This is a genomic window from Haladaptatus sp. AB618 (assembly GCF_024136965.1).
Classification (GTDB): domain Archaea; phylum Halobacteriota; class Halobacteria; order Halobacteriales; family Haladaptataceae; genus Haladaptatus.
In genome coordinates this window covers 147,502-162,948 of the sequence record NZ_JAMYJX010000002.1, presented here as the reverse complement: position 1 = coordinate 162,948, position 15,447 = coordinate 147,502, and the positions used below count along the sequence as shown (strand labels likewise).

15 protein-coding genes and 1 tRNA gene are annotated in these 15,447 nt (G+C 62.5%); 6 read left to right on the top strand and 10 right to left on the bottom strand.

The features are described from left to right. Window positions 1-95: 95 nt before the first annotated feature. The 3 genes from NKF26_RS07615 to uvrA form a co-directional block, all read right to left on the bottom strand. Entirely contained in the window at window positions 96-1,184 is a 1,089-nt protein-coding gene (locus NKF26_RS07615) for a geranylgeranyl reductase family protein (protein ID WP_253228840.1), read from the bottom strand. A 52-nt stretch (window positions 1,185-1,236) separates the two neighbouring features. Next, on the bottom strand, window positions 1,237-1,782 hold the full coding sequence (locus NKF26_RS07610; protein WP_066144798.1) for a hypothetical protein: 546 nt from the start codon (window positions 1,780-1,782) through the stop codon (window positions 1,237-1,239). Window positions 1,783-1,991: 209 nt separating this feature from the next. Continuing rightward, on the bottom strand, window positions 1,992-4,934 hold the full coding sequence (gene uvrA, locus NKF26_RS07605; protein ID WP_253228841.1) for an excinuclease ABC subunit UvrA: 2,943 nt from the start codon (window positions 4,932-4,934) through the stop codon (window positions 1,992-1,994). 229 nt (window positions 4,935-5,163) lie between these two features. Between uvrA and NKF26_RS07600 the strand changes: the two genes are divergently transcribed. Both NKF26_RS07600 and NKF26_RS07595 read left to right on the top strand, forming a co-directional pair. Next, window positions 5,164-7,062, top strand: coding sequence for an ABC transporter ATP-binding protein (locus tag NKF26_RS07600; RefSeq protein WP_253234270.1), 1,899 nt, complete (start codon window positions 5,164-5,166; stop codon window positions 7,060-7,062). 69 nt (window positions 7,063-7,131) lie between these two features. Then, on the top strand, window positions 7,132-7,713 hold the full coding sequence (locus NKF26_RS07595; protein WP_253228842.1) for an LURP-one-related/scramblase family protein: 582 nt from the start codon (window positions 7,132-7,134) through the stop codon (window positions 7,711-7,713). Between the two features lie 14 nt (window positions 7,714-7,727). On the opposite strand, the gene NKF26_RS07590 is transcribed toward NKF26_RS07595, so the two are convergent. After that, the gene (locus NKF26_RS07590) at window positions 7,728-8,465 is read right to left on the bottom strand and encodes an SDR family NAD(P)-dependent oxidoreductase (RefSeq protein WP_253234146.1); all 738 of its coding nucleotides are present in this window, start codon (window positions 8,463-8,465) and stop codon (window positions 7,728-7,730) included. Between the two features lie 129 nt (window positions 8,466-8,594). Between NKF26_RS07590 and NKF26_RS07585 the strand changes: the two genes are divergently transcribed. Continuing rightward, window positions 8,595-9,044 carry a universal stress protein gene (locus NKF26_RS07585; protein ID WP_253228844.1) on the top strand — a complete coding sequence of 150 codons (450 nt, stop codon included), beginning with the start codon at window positions 8,595-8,597 and terminating at the stop codon, window positions 9,042-9,044. A 99-nt stretch (window positions 9,045-9,143) separates the two neighbouring features. Here the strand turns inward: NKF26_RS07585 and NKF26_RS07580 are convergent, their stop codons facing one another. Beyond that, window positions 9,144-9,560, bottom strand: a complete 417-nt coding sequence (locus NKF26_RS07580) for a hypothetical protein (RefSeq protein WP_253228845.1) — start codon at window positions 9,558-9,560, stop codon at window positions 9,144-9,146. 140 nt (window positions 9,561-9,700) lie between these two features. On the opposite strand from NKF26_RS07580, the gene NKF26_RS07575 reads away from it, so the two are divergent. After that, window positions 9,701-10,678, top strand: a complete 978-nt coding sequence (locus NKF26_RS07575) for an ROK family protein (protein WP_253228846.1) — start codon at window positions 9,701-9,703, stop codon at window positions 10,676-10,678. A 148-nt stretch (window positions 10,679-10,826) separates the two neighbouring features. Here NKF26_RS07575 and NKF26_RS07570 read toward each other — a convergent pair whose 3' ends face one another. From NKF26_RS07570 to NKF26_RS07560, 3 genes are all read right to left on the bottom strand, one after another. Further along, a complete protein-coding gene (locus tag NKF26_RS07570; RefSeq protein WP_253228847.1) occupies window positions 10,827-11,999 on the bottom strand; it encodes an alanine--glyoxylate aminotransferase family protein in 1,173 nt (390 codons plus the stop codon). A gap of 76 nt (window positions 12,000-12,075) precedes the next feature. Next, entirely contained in the window at window positions 12,076-12,744 is a 669-nt protein-coding gene (locus tag NKF26_RS07565; protein ID WP_253234145.1) for a TIGR00266 family protein, read from the bottom strand. A 332-nt stretch (window positions 12,745-13,076) separates the two neighbouring features. Then, a tRNA-Arg gene (locus NKF26_RS07560) sits at window positions 13,077-13,151 on the bottom strand. A gap of 93 nt (window positions 13,152-13,244) precedes the next feature. Between NKF26_RS07560 and NKF26_RS07555 the strand changes: the two genes are divergently transcribed. Continuing rightward, window positions 13,245-13,826: an AAA family ATPase gene (locus NKF26_RS07555; RefSeq protein ID WP_253228849.1), complete on the top strand. Its 582-nt coding sequence runs from the start codon at window positions 13,245-13,247 to the stop codon at window positions 13,824-13,826. Further along, entirely contained in the window at window positions 13,823-14,236 is a 414-nt protein-coding gene (locus NKF26_RS07550; RefSeq protein WP_253228850.1) for an RNA-binding domain-containing protein, read from the top strand. Before NKF26_RS07555 ends, NKF26_RS07550 begins: the two co-directional genes overlap by 4 nt. 28 nt (window positions 14,237-14,264) lie before the next feature. On the opposite strand, the gene NKF26_RS07545 is transcribed toward NKF26_RS07550, so the two are convergent. Both NKF26_RS07545 and NKF26_RS07540 read right to left on the bottom strand, forming a co-directional pair. After that, window positions 14,265-14,822: a magnesium transporter gene (locus NKF26_RS07545; protein WP_253228851.1), complete on the bottom strand. Its 558-nt coding sequence runs from the start codon at window positions 14,820-14,822 to the stop codon at window positions 14,265-14,267. Beyond that, a complete protein-coding gene (locus NKF26_RS07540; RefSeq protein WP_253228852.1) occupies window positions 14,823-15,401 on the bottom strand; it encodes a magnesium transporter in 579 nt (192 codons plus the stop codon). It lies immediately after the preceding gene. Window positions 15,402-15,447: the final 46 nt, after the last annotated feature.

The following is a 15,447-nucleotide window of genomic DNA, read 5'->3' as shown; positions in this document are numbered from 1 at the left end:
CCACAGGAAACCAGCGTGTCGTTACGGGGATTATGAAAACGGAAAATGGGGGCAGGATCGAGACGGCATCACACGCTATTTCGGGTAGTCCGAGCCTACGAGGTGCGTTTCAGCAACGTCCGGAGGTGGTCCGTCGAGAAGAGCGACGAGGGTTTGTCCATGTGGACGCCGATTTCGCCCTCCATCGCCGAGAGACCGACCGTTTGGATCGGTTTCGGGAGCGAGTACGCCCGCCGCAGCCAGTGGCCCAGTCGGATTTCGTTCTTCAGTTCCCGACGCCACGCGCGCTCGTAATCGGCGAGCGTTCCGGGGTCGTCGGGATCGACCGTTTCGGCGGCGTGATCGGCCGAAGTCATCCCGTAGAGGATTCCCCCGCCGGTGAACGGCTTCGTCTGCGCGGCGGCGTCGCCGATGAGGAACCCTCGATGTGCGGTGACGCGCGGTGCCGGACCGATGGGAATCATCCCGGCGCAGAAATTCCCGATTTCGACGCCGTAGTCCGCCGTAAATCGGTCGAACAACTCGCGGGCGCTCTCGCCCGGCGGCGCGGCCAGTCCGTACTCGACGCCCTCCGCTCCACGGGGGATTCGCCACGCGAAGAACCGAGGTGCAGTCAGGTGAACGTCGACGAAATCGCCGCCGTCGTCTTCGGTCGTGAAACCGAGCACGCCTTGGAGCTTCTCGTCCGGCTCCGGCAGGTGGAGTTCCCGTCGGACACGGGAGGCGGGGCCGTCACAGCCGACCACCATCTTCCCGCGAAACGTCTCGGTTCCGTCCGGCGTGTTCGCGGTAACATCGACGTATTCGCCGTGTTCCTCGACCGCCGAGACGCTGTGGTTTTCGCGCAAATCGGCTCCGGCATCCTCGGCGGCACGGGCGAGCGTCCGGTCGAGACCGACCCGGTCGATGACGTTGGAGATGACTTCCTTCTTGTAGAACTGATGGTCCGCCGAACCCGGCCCATCGACGTGGAACCGAGCACCGTAGACTTCGTTTTGCAGAAGCTCGTCGCGTGCTCCATCGGGAGTAAAGTTCCAAATGTCGGTACTGACGTGGCCGGAACACGCGAGTGGCGTCCCCACTCGTCCACGTTCGAGAACGAGAACGTCGTGTCCCGCGTTCGCAGCCCGTCGTGAAAACCGTGACCCGGCGGGCCCCGCACCGACTACCACGAAATCGTGCATTATCCTCGATTACGGCCCGTCCGTCAAATAGCTTGTTTCTCGTTTCGGGTCGCTACCGTGCCGACGGCGGCCGTTCACCCGTCCCGAGTTGCCGACGGCGAAGGTAATGAACCAACGCCGAAAACGCGAAGAGGGCGACGATGAGGACACCCCAGATCTTGTCGGGGATGGCCGAAAACGGTGGGATACCGAGGAAATCGGCCAATACGAGGACCGCGCTCACTATCGCGAGACCGAGGTAGTAGCGAATCCACGGGAACTCGTCCTGCGGACGCAAGTACCCCTCCAGTTGAGCGGCGTTATCGGAGAGTTCCACGATACCTCGACTCTGGTTGTACTCCACGATACCGGCATCCGAAAGCTTCGGAAGATGTGTCTGGTACAGCGACGTGTACACCGATTTGCGCTCGTTCGCGGACAGGCCCTCGACCGTGGTGTCGTTCTCCCACGCGGCCACCTGTTCGGCGAGTTCGCTGAGTTCCACTGGTCGCCCCTGTTGTTTCAGATAGTGGAGCGTGTATCGTCGTCGTCGATTTTTCAGAACGTCGAAGATGAGGTCTTCGGACAGTTCTTGTGGGGTTCCATCAGTCGAACTCATGCCACCGGTAAGTCGCAATCGGTTGTTTCGGCTATACCACCGCCACCCGGACGTAACACGACTGCGTTGTTACCGCGGACGACACTTTGTTATCCAGTGCTTAGCCGCCAGGAGTTTTCAAACTAATTACGATTGAGAGGTATAAGCGTGCGATTCTCTGCGGTAAGGACGCCATTATCGAGGGAGAAACAGCGGTTACGCGCCGATTTTCAGTCGTCCATCGCTGCCGGTGCAGGCCTGTCGGCACGTGGACCATCGAGATCGATCGCAGGGAGTTTATCCCGAAGATACCGGCCAGTGTAGGACTCCTCTGTCCGCGCGATTTCCTCCGGCGTACCGGTCGCGACGACTTGACCACCCTTCTCGCCACCTTCCGGACCGAGGTCGATGACGTGGTCCGCGTTCTTCACGAGGTCGAGTTCGTGCTCGATGACGGCGATGGTGTTCCCCTTGTCCGTCAGTCGCTGAAGCACCGAGACCAGTTTGCGCTCGTCCTCGTGGTGGAGTCCGGTCGTCGGTTCGTCCAGCAGATACAGCGTCTCGCCCGCGTCCTTCTTGCCGAGTTCCTCGGCGAGTTTCACGCGCTGGGCTTCCCCACCCGAGAGCGTCGTGGACGGTTGGCCGAGTTTCATGTAATCGAGACCGACGTCCTTCAGCAGTTTCAGACGACGGCGAATGCGCGAGTCGTGTTCGAAGAACTCGTGGGCCTCCTCGACGGACATGTCGAGCACCTCCGCGATGGTCGCACCGCGGTAGGTCACGTCCAGTGTCTCGTCGTTGTAGCGCGCGCCGCCACACTCCTCGCACGGGACGTACACGTCCGAGAGGAAGTTCATCTCGATCTTGACGGTTCCCTGCCCGCCACACTCCTCACAACGCCCGCCCTTCACGTTGAACGAGAAGCGACCCTTCTCGTAGCCGCGCTGTTTGGAGAGCTTCGTCTCGGCGAACGATTCTCGGATGTAGTCGAACACGCCCGTGTACGTCGCCGGGTTCGAGCGCGGCGTCCGACCGATGGGCGACTGGTCGATGAGTCGCACCTTCTCGATGTGCTCCATTCCCTCGATGGAATCGTGCTCGCCGGGGTCCACCGAGGTGTTGTCGTTCATCTCGCGGGCCAATCCCTTGTAGAGGATGTCGTGCATCAACGTGGATTTGCCCGACCCGGAAACGCCCGTGACGGCCGTAAACTTCCCGACCGGGATGTTCACGTCGAGGTCCTTGAGGTTGTGCTGGCGTGCACCGCGAATAGTGATACTGTCCTCGCTCTCGCGTCGTTCGTCGGGGACGGGAATCTCCTTTCGGCCAGCGAGGTAGTCGCCCGTGATGCTGTCCTCGTGGGCCATCACTTCGTCCACGTCTCCCTGCACGACGATTTCGCCGCCGCGCCGTCCTGGACCGGGTCCGATGTCGATGACGTTGTCCGCCCGTCGCATCGTCTCCTCGTCGTGTTCGACCACGATGAGGGTGTTCCCCAGGTCGCGGAGTTCACACAGCGTGTTCAACAGACGGTCGTTGTCGCGTTGGTGCAACCCGATGGAGGGTTCGTCCAGCACGTACAGCACGCCGACCAGTCCCGACCCGATCTGGGTCGCCAGCCGAATCCGTTGGCTCTCGCCGCCCGATAGCGTCGAAGCCTCCCGGTCGAGGGTGAGATACTGCAAGCCGACCTCCTCCATGAAGCCGAGTCGAGCGCGAATCTCCTTGAGAATCTCCTCGGCGATGCGGTTCTGTCGTTCCGTGAGGTTGGCTTCGAGGTTCTCGAAGTGTTCCAACGCGTCCCCGATGGACATCCCGTTGACTTCCGAGATCGACGTGCCATCGACGTACACCGACCTGCTCTCGGGGCGCAGTCGCGTGCCGTCACAGGCCGGACACTCCGTCACGGCCATGTACTCCTCGATGTGGTTCCGCGCCCGGTCGCTGTCGGTCTCGATGTACCGTCGTTCGAGGTTCGGGATGACGCCCTCGAACGGTTCCTCCTTGCGTCGGATTCCGTTCTTCGTGTTCCACTTGAACAGCACGTCCTCGTCGGTGCCGTAGAGGAATCCCTGCCGGACGTCCTCGGCGAGGTCCTCGAACGGGGTCGTCAGACTCACGTCGAAGTGTTTCGCCACGGAATCGAGCTGTCGGCGGTAGTAGGTCCGCTGGTAGCTCCACGGCTCGAAGACGTGTTTCAGCTGTTTGCTCGGATCCTCTACGACGAGGTCCTCGTCTATCTCCTTCGTCTCGCCGATACCCTCACACTCGGGACACGCCCCGTGCGGGCTGTTGAACGAGAAGCTCCGCGTCTCGATTTCGCGGAAGTCGATGCCACAGTGCGTGCAGGCGAGTTCCTCGGAGAACTCCACGACGAGTCGCTCGTCGCCGTCCCCGGCCAAGTCGCCCGTCGAACGGGATTCAGAGCCGAGGTTCACGTCCTGGGGCGGGTCCGGAACGATGAGTTTCATGACGCCCTCGGCCTCCTCCAGCGCGGTCTCCACGCTGTCGGTGATGCGGCTTCGCGCCTCCGGGCTGACCTTGACCCTATCGACGATCACGTCGATGGTGTGGTCGTAGTTCTTGTCGAGTTCCGGGCGGTCGAGGGTCAGGTCGAACTCCTCGCCGTCCACTTCCACACGGGAGTAGCCGTCCGAGACGAGTTCGTCGAACAGGTCGGCGAACGCACCCTTCTGGTCGCGGACGACCGGCGCGGCAATCTTCGCCTTGGTACCCTCGGGCAAATCGAGCACCCGGCGGACCATGTTCTGGGCGCTCTGCTCGCCGACTTCGCGGCCACACTGCGGACAGTGTGGCGTGCCGACGCGCGCATAGAGCAGTCGCAGGTAGTCGTGTAGTTCGGTCACGGTTCCGACCGTCGAACGCGGGTTGTTCGCCGCGTTTTTCTGGTCGATGGAGATAGCGGGTGACAGGCCTTCGACGTTCTCGACCTGCGGCTTGTCCATCTGCCCGAGGAAGTTCCGGGCGTAAGCCGACAGGCTCTCGATGTAGCGTCGCTGTCCCTCAGCGTACACCGTCTCGAAGGCGAGCGAGGACTTCCCCGACCCGGACAGGCCGGTGACGACGTTGAACTCCTCGCGCGGAATCTTCACGTCGAGGTCTTTGAGGTTGTGCTCCTCGGCCCCCCGCACTTCGATGTAGTCCTTGCTCATCTAGACTCAGACAGCGACCGAATGAGGGTATGCCTGTCGGTTGCAGATTAAAGCGGAGTGAAAGTGAAAGTGGAATCAAAAGCCATCACTCGCACACTCCACCACGACACTCACTTCCACCATCTAAACACACAAAGCCGCTGAGCGCCTACTCTGTTCGGAACAGGTGATTTCATTCAGCACGACTAACGACACCGAACGATTCGACGAGGACGAGGAGCGACACACGATGTGGCGACTCTTCGCGGAGTACGGCCGCGGCTACTTCCCGCAGTTCGTCGCGGGATTCGTCGGGACGGTGCTCGGACGACTCTCGGGCCTCCTACCGCCGGTCGTTCTCGGCATCGCCATCGACGCGATATTCCTGAACAAACAGGCGTTCCGTCTCGGGCCGATTCCCTCGGGGTGGCTCCCGACCACGCCGACCGAACAGCTTTGGCTCTCCATCGGTATCGTTCTCGCGTCGTTTCTGGTGGGGGCGGTATTCTCGTGGGTGGAAGGCTGGGGCTGGAACGCGTTCGCGCAGGGCGTCCAACACGAGCTTCGCGTGGACACCTACGATCGGATGCAGTTGCTGGACATGACGTTCTTCGACGGCAAGCAGACGGGCGAACTGATGTCCATCCTGAACAACGACGTGAACCAACTGGAGACGTTTCTGAACGACGGGCTGAGTTCGGCGCTCCGCATCGGCGTCATGATCGTCGGCATCGGCGGCATTCTGTTCACGCTGAACCCGTCGCTGGCGGTCGTGGCGCTCCTGCCGGTGCCGCTGCTTGCGGCCTTCACGTACCTGTTCGTGCGGACCATCCAGCCGAAGTACGCCGCGATGCGGGCCAGCGTCGGTGCGCTCAACTCCCGACTGGAAAACAACCTCGGCGGCATCCGCGTCATCAAATCCGAGACGGCCGAGGGGTACGAGTCCGGGCGCATCGAGGAGGCGTCACAGGAGTACTACGACACGAACTGGGACGCAATCACGACCCGCATCACGTTCTTTCCCGGCCTGAGCCTGCTGACCGGCATCGGCTACGCCGTCACGTTCGGCATCGGCGGGTTCTGGCTCCTCTCCGGCGCGCCGGGACCGCTCACCGGCGCGCTCGAACCGGGCGTGTTCGTCACCTTCGTCATCCTGAGCCAGCAGTTCATCTGGCCGATGGCGCAGTTCGGGCAAATCATCAACATCTACCAGCGGGCCGAAGCGTCGAGCGACCGCGTGTACAGTCTGATGAACGAACGCGGGACGTTGGACGAAACGTCCGACGCTCCCGATTTGACCGTGACCGACGGCACCGTCGAGTACGACGACGTGAGTTTCGGCTACGGCGACGAGGAAGTCGTGGAGGGAATCGACCTGCGCGCCGAGCGGGGGCACATGCTCGCCCTCGTCGGCCCCACGGGAGCCGGAAAGTCGACCGTCCTCAAACTCCTCTTGCGGATGTACGACGTGGACGATGGCGCGATCCGCATCGACGGAACCGACATCCGCGACGTGAACCTCCGCAGTCTGCGGCGGGCCATCGGCTACGTCAGTCAGGAGCCGTTCCTGTTCTACGGCACCGTCAGGGAGAACATCTCGTATGGTTCGTTCGAGGCGAGCGACGAGGAAATCGAGGAAGCCGCGAAGGCCGCCGAAGCACACGAGTTCATCAGCAACCTGCCCGACGGCTACGACACGATGGTCGGCGAGCGCGGCGTGAAACTCTCCGGCGGGCAACGCCAGCGGTTGTCCATCGCGCGGACGATCCTCAAGGACCCCGCCATCCTCGTGTTGGACGAGGCGACGAGTCACGTCGATACCGAGACGGAGGCGCTCATCCAGCGCAGTCTCGCCTCGCTGATGGCCGAGAAGACGACGTTCGCCATCGCCCACCGCCTCTCGACGGTGAAGGACGCCGAGGAAATCGTCGTCTTGGACGAAGGGACGGTCGTCGAGCGCGGCACCCACGACGACCTGCTGGCGCTCGGCGGACTCTACGCGAACCTCTGGCACGTGCAGGCCGGAGAGATCGAAGACCTCCCACGGGAGTTCATCGAACGAGCGATCCAGCGCCGGTCGGAAATCGAGGACATTGGTGACGGAGCGGAGGCCGAAGGGGCGGATGCACAGACCGACGGCGGCGAGTGATTCCGTTCGGCTCCCTTCCCGACCTTCCGGCCTCAAGTTTAAATATGAGGACGTGAGAAATGGCGGTCAATGGAACCCCCAACGCAGCGACACGACATCGGCGGCGTGACCCTCGACGATGACGAGTACACCGTCAAGCAGAGCTACTTTCGGAACAAGTACAAGGTCTACGACGAGGGCGGGAATCTCGTCCTGAAATCGAAACAGAAGCTGTTCAAGATGAAAGAGGAGTTCCCGTTCTTCGATGCGGACGGAAACACGGTGTTCCGCGTGAAGGCGAAGAACGTCCTCGACGTCGCCGGGGATTACGTCCTCGTGGACGAACGAACTGACGAACCGGTTATCGTCCTCTCGAAGGACTTCACTATTTTCCATCATCACTGGACGATAAAGACACCCGACGGGGCGGAAGTCGCGGAAGTCGAATCCAGAAGCGCGATAATCGAGGCGCTCCGGTCGTTCTCGACGCTGTTCTCGTTCCTACCGCACAGATATACCATCTCGGGACCGGACGGGAACTCCATCGGAGAAATCGAGGGACGGTTTTCGCTCCGCGACGTGTACGATATCAGCGTCGAGGAGTCGAACGCGGTATCCAAGACCGCACTCGTGGCGGCCGCAATCGCCATCGACGCGTTGGAAGGGAACTGAGTCCGAAATCGGAGTCAGACTTTCTCCGGCAACCAACCGCCGTCCACTTCGACGTTCACGCCACTCAGGTAGTCGCTGTCGTCGTCGACGAAGAACCGCAGTGCCTGTGCCATGTCCTCGAATTCGGCGGGGCGGTCACGGGGTAAATCGTCCGGGAACACGTCGGAGTTCTCGACCACGTAAGGAGAAATCGCGTTGACCGTCACGCCGTCATCCTGCGTGTCCGCCGCGAGCATTCGGGTGAACATCAGGACGCTCGCCTTTGCCATGAAGTACGGGGCGTTTTTGGGGCTGATGAGTCCCTTCTCGGCGCTCGCGTAGCCGATGTTGACGATGCGACCGAACCCCGACGCTCGCATCTCCGGAAGCGCCCGCTTCGAACAGAGGTAGGTGCCGTTGATGTTGCCGTTCAGCACGGCGTTCCAGCGGTCGAAAGAGATGTCCTCCCAATGGTCGGGCGCGAACGGGCCGACGTTGTTCACCAGCACGTCGACGCCCCCGAGTTCGGCTTCGACGGTCCCGAAGAGGTCGTCTACTTCGTTCGGGTCGGTGACGTCGCCGTTGACGGTTATTGCTTCGACGTCGTGCGTACGGGCGGTGTCGGCGACGTCCTCGGCGACGTCCTTGCTGGAGTGGTAGTGAACGGCCACGTCGGCCCCGCAGTCGGCGAGTGAAAGGAGGAGTTCCCGGCCGACGCCCTTCGAACTACCGGTCACCAGTGCGACCCGTCCATCGAGGTTGGGTGTGATCATGGGCGACCTTCGCGGTGCAATCCCAATTAGTTTGATGCCGACGAGGTCGGGATTCCGTCCGAGGCATGACCTTCTCCAATTATGAGTGAACCCCCCTATCTTTAATATTCTGCATGGAGACCTGATACCATGGGAATTGAGACGATTCTTCTCGCCGTAGGACCGGGCGACGCGGACCGTACGGGAAAACTCGCTGACGCCGTCATCGATGTGGCGGGACCGACAGGTGCGACAGTCGTGCTCGCGCACGTATTCACCGACGACGAGTTCGAGGACGTGGTCGAGCAACTCGACTACGACCCGGCCGGGAAACCGAACTCCGACGAAGTGGCGGCGCGACACGCGACGATTCGATCGCTCTCGGACGCGCTCGACGCTGAAGACATCGGTTACTCGGTTCGTGGGTCCATCGGCCACCACGGCGAAACCATCGTCGAACTCGCCGAGGACGTGAACGCCGACAGCATCTTCGTCGGCGGCCGCAAACGCTCGCCGACCGGGAAGGCCGTCTTCGGCAGCACCGCACAGGAAGTCATGCTCTCGGCTCCCTGTCCCGTGACGTTCGTGCGCGAGGACTGAGCGCCCCGAGAATTTTCGCCTCTTTTGAACGGATCACCTGACCGCACCCGATCCAAGTATCGGTGAGCGTTCGATTAGCATCTCCGCGACCGCCGTCAGCTATTCCTCCGCGCGTTCCTGCCACTCCCGTTGCATCCGTCGCTCGCGGACGTGGCGTTCTCCCCCCGCAATCTCCTCGCGGGTGACACGTTCGAACGATTCGATATCGTGGAGGAATCCCGTCTCGAAGGATTCGACCAGTTCGTAGGTCCAGCGGTCGCCTCCGAGAACGCCACACGGAAGGATTTCGTCGCGGATGTGATCGGCGATGTCGTCGTGGCCAGCGTCACGGAGGTCGTTCTCGGCTTCGCTGAAGTGCTCCATCGCGTGGCCGGTGACGTGGTGAAACTGGACGAGGTAACCGTGTGCTTTACGGAGTCCCTCGATACCGAGTTCGAGTTGGTGCAGCGCGGACTCGGTTTCGTCGTCGAGGTCGGCAAGGTCGTCCGAGAGGTCGTCGGGAAAGTCCTCGGTCATGCATCGATACACGACGCCGAACCAGTTAACTTCGACAACCCGACCCGTCAGAATTGACAACCGGACCTGTCGAGTCGGGAGAACTCGTCCACGAGTAAATGCCTGTAGTTAAGTGGGACGGACGACGTTAGTTCACCTGAATGGCCTACTACGCGGGTGTAGACCTCGGGGCGACCAACGTCAGGGCGGCGGTTGCCGACGGGGACGGTAACGTCATCGGCACGTACGACCGTGGCACGCCACGAGGACCGAACGGCATTGCGGTTACCGAGGCAGTGCTCGAAAGTATTCGAGGTGCGTGTACGAACGCAGACGTCGACCCGAGAGAGATCCAGGCGGCGGGGATCGGCAGTATCGGTCCGCTCGATCTCGCGGAGGGAGCGGTCGATGGCCCGGCAAACCTGCCGGACACCATCGGTCGGATTCCGCTGACCGGTCCGGTGAGCAAGCTCATCGGGAGCGACCGGATATACCTCCACAACGACACCAATGCGGGCGCTATCGGGCAACGATTCTACAGCGACCGCAACCCCGACGACATGGTCTACATCACGATTTCGAGCGGTATCGGTGCCGGAGTCAGCGTCGATGGAAACGTCCTCACCGGATGGGACGGCAACGCGGGCGAAGTAGGACACATGCTGGTCGATCCACACGGCGGACGAACCTGTGGCTGTGGCAAGGACGGCCACTGGGAAGCCTACTGCTCGGGTAACAACATCCCCGAGTACGCCCGCATGTTGGCGAAGGAAGACGAGAGCGTGGCGACGTCCCTCCCGCTCGACGACCCCGACTTCTCGGCAAAGGACGTGTTCGAGTACGCCGGCCTCGACGCCTTCGCCGACCACGTCATCGAGCAAGTCGCCCACTGGAACACCGTCGGCGTGACGAACGTCGTCCAAGCCTACGCGCCCATCGTGGTCTACCTCGGCGGCGCTGTCGTCCTCAACAACGAGGAACTCGTCGTGGACCCGATCCGGGAACGCGTCGGCAACCACCTGCTCAACAACGTCCCGGACGTGCAGGTGACGACCCTCGGGGACGAAGTCGTCCTGAAAGGTGCCGTCGCGAGCGCGCTGACCGAGGGCACCGGCGACGAATCGCGGCTTCGGTCGTGAACGACGGATAGCGGTTTTTGACGTTTCAACTCCTCTTCTCGTTCGCTACGGGAGTACCTCGATTTTGGCGTTGCAACATCCACGACTCGGGAGTTTCACTCTCAACGAAGACGAACGAGTCAACGGAAAACAGATCGAGTACGATTCGCTAGCGGAGTTGTTCGCGGGCGGCGGCCATCCCGGCTTCGACGTCCACGTCCGCGCCGACTTCGAGGAACGCCTCGCCGATGGTGCGGACGCCGCGGAGGATCTGCTCGTCGGAGAGGTTGCCCATGTTGCTCACGCGGAAGATTTCGCCGCCGAGGTGTGCCTGACCGCCGCTGATGCTCGCGCCGCGTTCGGTGACGGCGTCGAAGAAGTCGGTCGGGTTCTCCCGGACGGAAGCCGGGAGCGAGATGGCAGTGAGGGTGTTCGAGTACTCCGAGGCGTCGTTTCGCTCGGGGAACATCGAGAGACCCATCGTCGTGAACGCCGCACGGAACGCGCTGGACTGACGGCGGTGGCGGGCGATGCGCTCGGGCATTCCCTCGTCCTCGATGTGGCCGACGGCGAGCGCGAGGCCGCGGAACAGCGGAACCGCGCTCGTGAACGGCGTCTGATGGGAGTCGGCCTTTCGAAGGTGCCACTCCAAATCCTCGTAGAAGGGTGCGCTCTCGCCGTCGAACGCCTCCTGTGCGCGGGGCGTGGCGTACATCGCGCTCGTTCCCGGCGGGGCCGCGAGGGCCTTTTGGGCGTCCGTGACCGCGACGTCGACGTTCCACTCGTCGATGAGGAACTCGTCGCCGCCGAGGGAGGTCACCCCGTCCACGACGAAGTAGGCGTCGTGTTCGGCCGCGATCTCTCCGATTTCGGCGACGGGGTTCAGCAGACCGGTGCTCGTCTCGTTGTGGACCATCGTCACGACCTTCGTGTCGTCGGTGACGGCCTCCGCGACCGCCTCGGGGTCGATGGATTGGCCCCAGTCGAACGCCACCGGCGTCACGTTCGCGTAGCGGTCTGCGATTCGCTTGAAGCGACGGCCGAACTTGCCGTTCACGACCGAAACCACCTCGTCGTCTTCACCTGCGAGGTTGGCGACGGCGGCTTCCATCGCCATCGTCGCGGTTCCGTTGAAGATGAGGCTGGTGCCGTCGGACTCCGTCGTCGGCGTCCCGTCGAGCGACGAACGCTCGAAGACGTAGTCGAGGCCGTTCTGGGCGTCCTCGTAGACGGATTCGAACTCCGCAGAACGGTGTGAGACCATCGGTTCGCTCATCGCTTGTCGAACGTCGCGAGCGAGGGGTACCGGACCCGGGTTGAGTAAGAGGAAATCCTCTCGCATACTCACCCGTTCTACCTCCCCATAAATAAGCGTCGTGCGGGGCGCAAATTCCGCCTCTTGTCGTTGACAGTTACAACTATCGCTGTGAGTGCTCGCCCGGCATGTTCGGGAGCAGCCACGACAGCAGCGCCACCGGACTCCTCGACTGTAACCAAATCGTTCCCGGACCTTCGAATTCGGAGAGGAGACCACCCCTCCCGTCGCCGGGTGATCGAAGTCCATCGACGTTGTGGACGTCGAAATCGACGGGGCCTTCGAACGCGACGACGTGCCCCGTGTCCACGACGTATCGCTCGCCGGGGTCGAGACTCACCACCGAGACTGCCCCGTAGCTCGATAGGAACGCGAGACCCGCGCCCGACAGTTCGAGGAGGAAATCCCCGGCACATTTCACGAACGCCTCCTCACCGCTGAACGTCGCCTCGAAGTCGATACCCGATTCTGCGGCGAGAAACGAACAGGACTGGACGTACAGCGATTCGTCCCGTAGTTCGTATCGAAAGATGTCGCCCGGAAACGGCGGCGCGAGGCGGACGGTTCCGGGCTGGTCCGCGGCGAACGTCGTGGAAAACGGCGTCCCTTCGCCGAGGGAAGCGTGCTCCGGCGTCTCGTCCGTTCCCGGCGAGAGTTCCACCGTTCCCGAGTAGCTGACCAGCGCCCCCGACTCGGCCCGTATTTCCTCCCCTGCCTCCAGTGTCAGTACGAGTTCGGCGAACGCTGGCTGGTTCGTAATTTCGTACTCCATGCTCGACTAGGCCACGACGTCACGACCCATAGCCCTCCCGGCCTCCTCTCCACTCCGTGACCTGCTTTTTCGGTGATGTGCATTCCGGGTTGATGCTGGACAGGATTCGCGGTAGTTCGATGGTGGTCGCGGTGCGGAAGCGGTTGTGAGGGGTCGTTGCGATGCGGAAGCGGTTGTGTTGCTGTGTGCGGTGACGTTTGGTGGCGTGGCGGTATTCTCCAGAAAAAGAACCGCGAGCGAAGCGAGCGGGCCAAGGAGCCCCCGGAGGGGGTGACGCCGTGCTTTTCATCAACGTTTTGCCAGCGAACGAAGTGAGCGCAGGAAAAGGTTGACGAGCACGATGGGATTCGAACCCACGGCCGTCGGATTAGAAGTCCGACGCTCTATCCAGACTGAGCTACGTGCCCTCGATATCTCGTTATTCGTCAGCCTTCATAAGGGATTGGGATTCTGTCCCGCAAACACAGCCCTTAAGCACGGTTCACGACAAAACCAAGACGATGCGAGTAATCGGAACCGTCGGCCTTCCGGGGAGCGGCAAAGGCGAAGCCGCCACCGTTGCCGAGGAGATGGGGATTCCCGTCGTCACGATGGGCGACGTCATCCGCGCCGCCTGCCGTGACCGGGGTCTCGACCCGGCGAAACACCACGGCGAAATCGCCAAAGCGCTCCGCGAGGAGAACGGCCCGGACGCCATCGCGCAGGCGTCACTGCCGCAGATAGACGACGCGCTAACGGGCGCGGACACCGTCCTCGTGGACGGCATCCGCTCCGGCGTGGAGGTCGAACGGTTCGAGGAAGCGTTCGGCGACGACTTCGTACTGGTGAGCATCGAAGCGCCGTTCGAGGTTCGGGCCGACCGCTTGGGGGAGCGTGGACGTGACCACTCCGACGCCGACGAAGAACGGCTTCGGGAACGCGACGACCGGGAACTCGGGTTCGGTCTCGACCGTGCGATGGCGCGGTCCGACGCCGTTATCGACAACACGCGCTCGCTCGACGCGTTCCGCCGTCGGATCCGAGCGCTGTTCGAGGACGGAGTGGCGGGACTGGAAAACGTGGAGGCGACCGACAAACCATGATTTACAGCGTCGATATTCGAATCACGGCCCCCGTGCACGACACGGAAATCGGAGCACGAATCGAGGACGCGATCGAGAACGTCTTTCCCGGCGCGGAGGTGACGTCGGACGAGGGCGAACTCGTCGCGGAAGCCCACAGCGTCGAACACTTCTCCGAACTGCTCCACCGGCAGGAAATCCTCGACACGGCACGTGGGGAGTTCTTCTCCGGGCAGGACGGGGACACCCTTTCGTTCGATCTGAAAAAGCAAGCGGCGTTCCAGGGCGTCGTCAACTTCGCCGTCGGCAACCCCGACGAACTCGGCGAGATTCACGTTCGGATGGACGTCCACGACCCGGACGTGGAATCGTTCGTGGACTACATTGCCCCGCCGACGAAGGACGGAAAACCGATAGACAGCGACGAATAGCGACCGGGACCGATAGCGGAACGATTTTTCACACCAGCAGTTCCACCACGGCGAACAACACGATCACGCCGAGCACGTCACAGGCGTTCGTGACGACCGGAATCACCACGTCGTCCGGGTCGAGTTCGAACCGATAGGCGACGTACGTGGCGACGAGCGTGACGAGCACCGCGACGAACGCGAGGACGATACCGCTGGTTAGCGAGACGAGGACGACCGTTCCCAACCCGAGTTCCGTTCCGTCGATGAACCACGTCAACATCCACGCGCCGAAGCCGACGACAGGGAAAATCGTGATCGCGAGAGCGACCGTGGCGACGGCGTTCCCCGCGAGCACTTCGTCCTCCCGACCGAATGAGAGCGTCCCGAGGTGGAACGCCGTCGAGAGGCGAGCGGCGAGGATGCTACCGAGGTTGCCCGCGGTGCCGATCGTTACCGGCACCAGCGCGAGCAGCGTGGGATACTGGAGGAGCGTCTGCTGGAACGACCCGAGGACGAGTCCGCTCCCGAGTTCGACGACCGTGAGAACGAGCAACACCGGCAGCATCGCTCGCATAATGGATCGAACCGTCCAGCGCGTCGGCATCTACCCACCCCCGAGTGCGAGGACGATTTTGACCGCGAGCAGGAGAAACGAGATGCCGAACACGTCGCCGGTCGTCGTCACGAGCGGACCGACGAGCGTATCCGGGTTCTTCCCGCGACGATACCCCGCGAACACGACGATGACGACGGCGACCGTCAGTGCGATACCGGACAGCAATCCGGCGATGAGCGCGATCGCGACCAGGGTCGGTAATGATGCGACGTCCTGCGAGAGTGCTTTCAGGATGAAGAACGCGACCACGGACGCGAACAGGCTGGCGAGGATGCCATTCGCCAGCGAGGCGACGATCGCCGCCCAGACCCGTTCGTCGTCGGGAACGAACGACGGTTCGACCAGCCCTTGGTGTAGTCCGGACGCGAGACGCGCGCCGAGCGACCCGTAGACGTTCCCACGGGTAGCGAGGAGGGCGGGAACGAGAACCAACAACCCGGCCACCTGACGGAGTTCGGCGCGCATTCCCCCGAGGACGATACCGGCGAACAGCCCACCCACCATGCTCGCTGCGAGCGCGGGGAGAGCCTCGCGGTACGCCTCGACGGCGACTTCCCGGACGGTCATCTATTGTCCCGAAAGCGGGCACGGAACAAAAAAGCGGTGTGTCGCG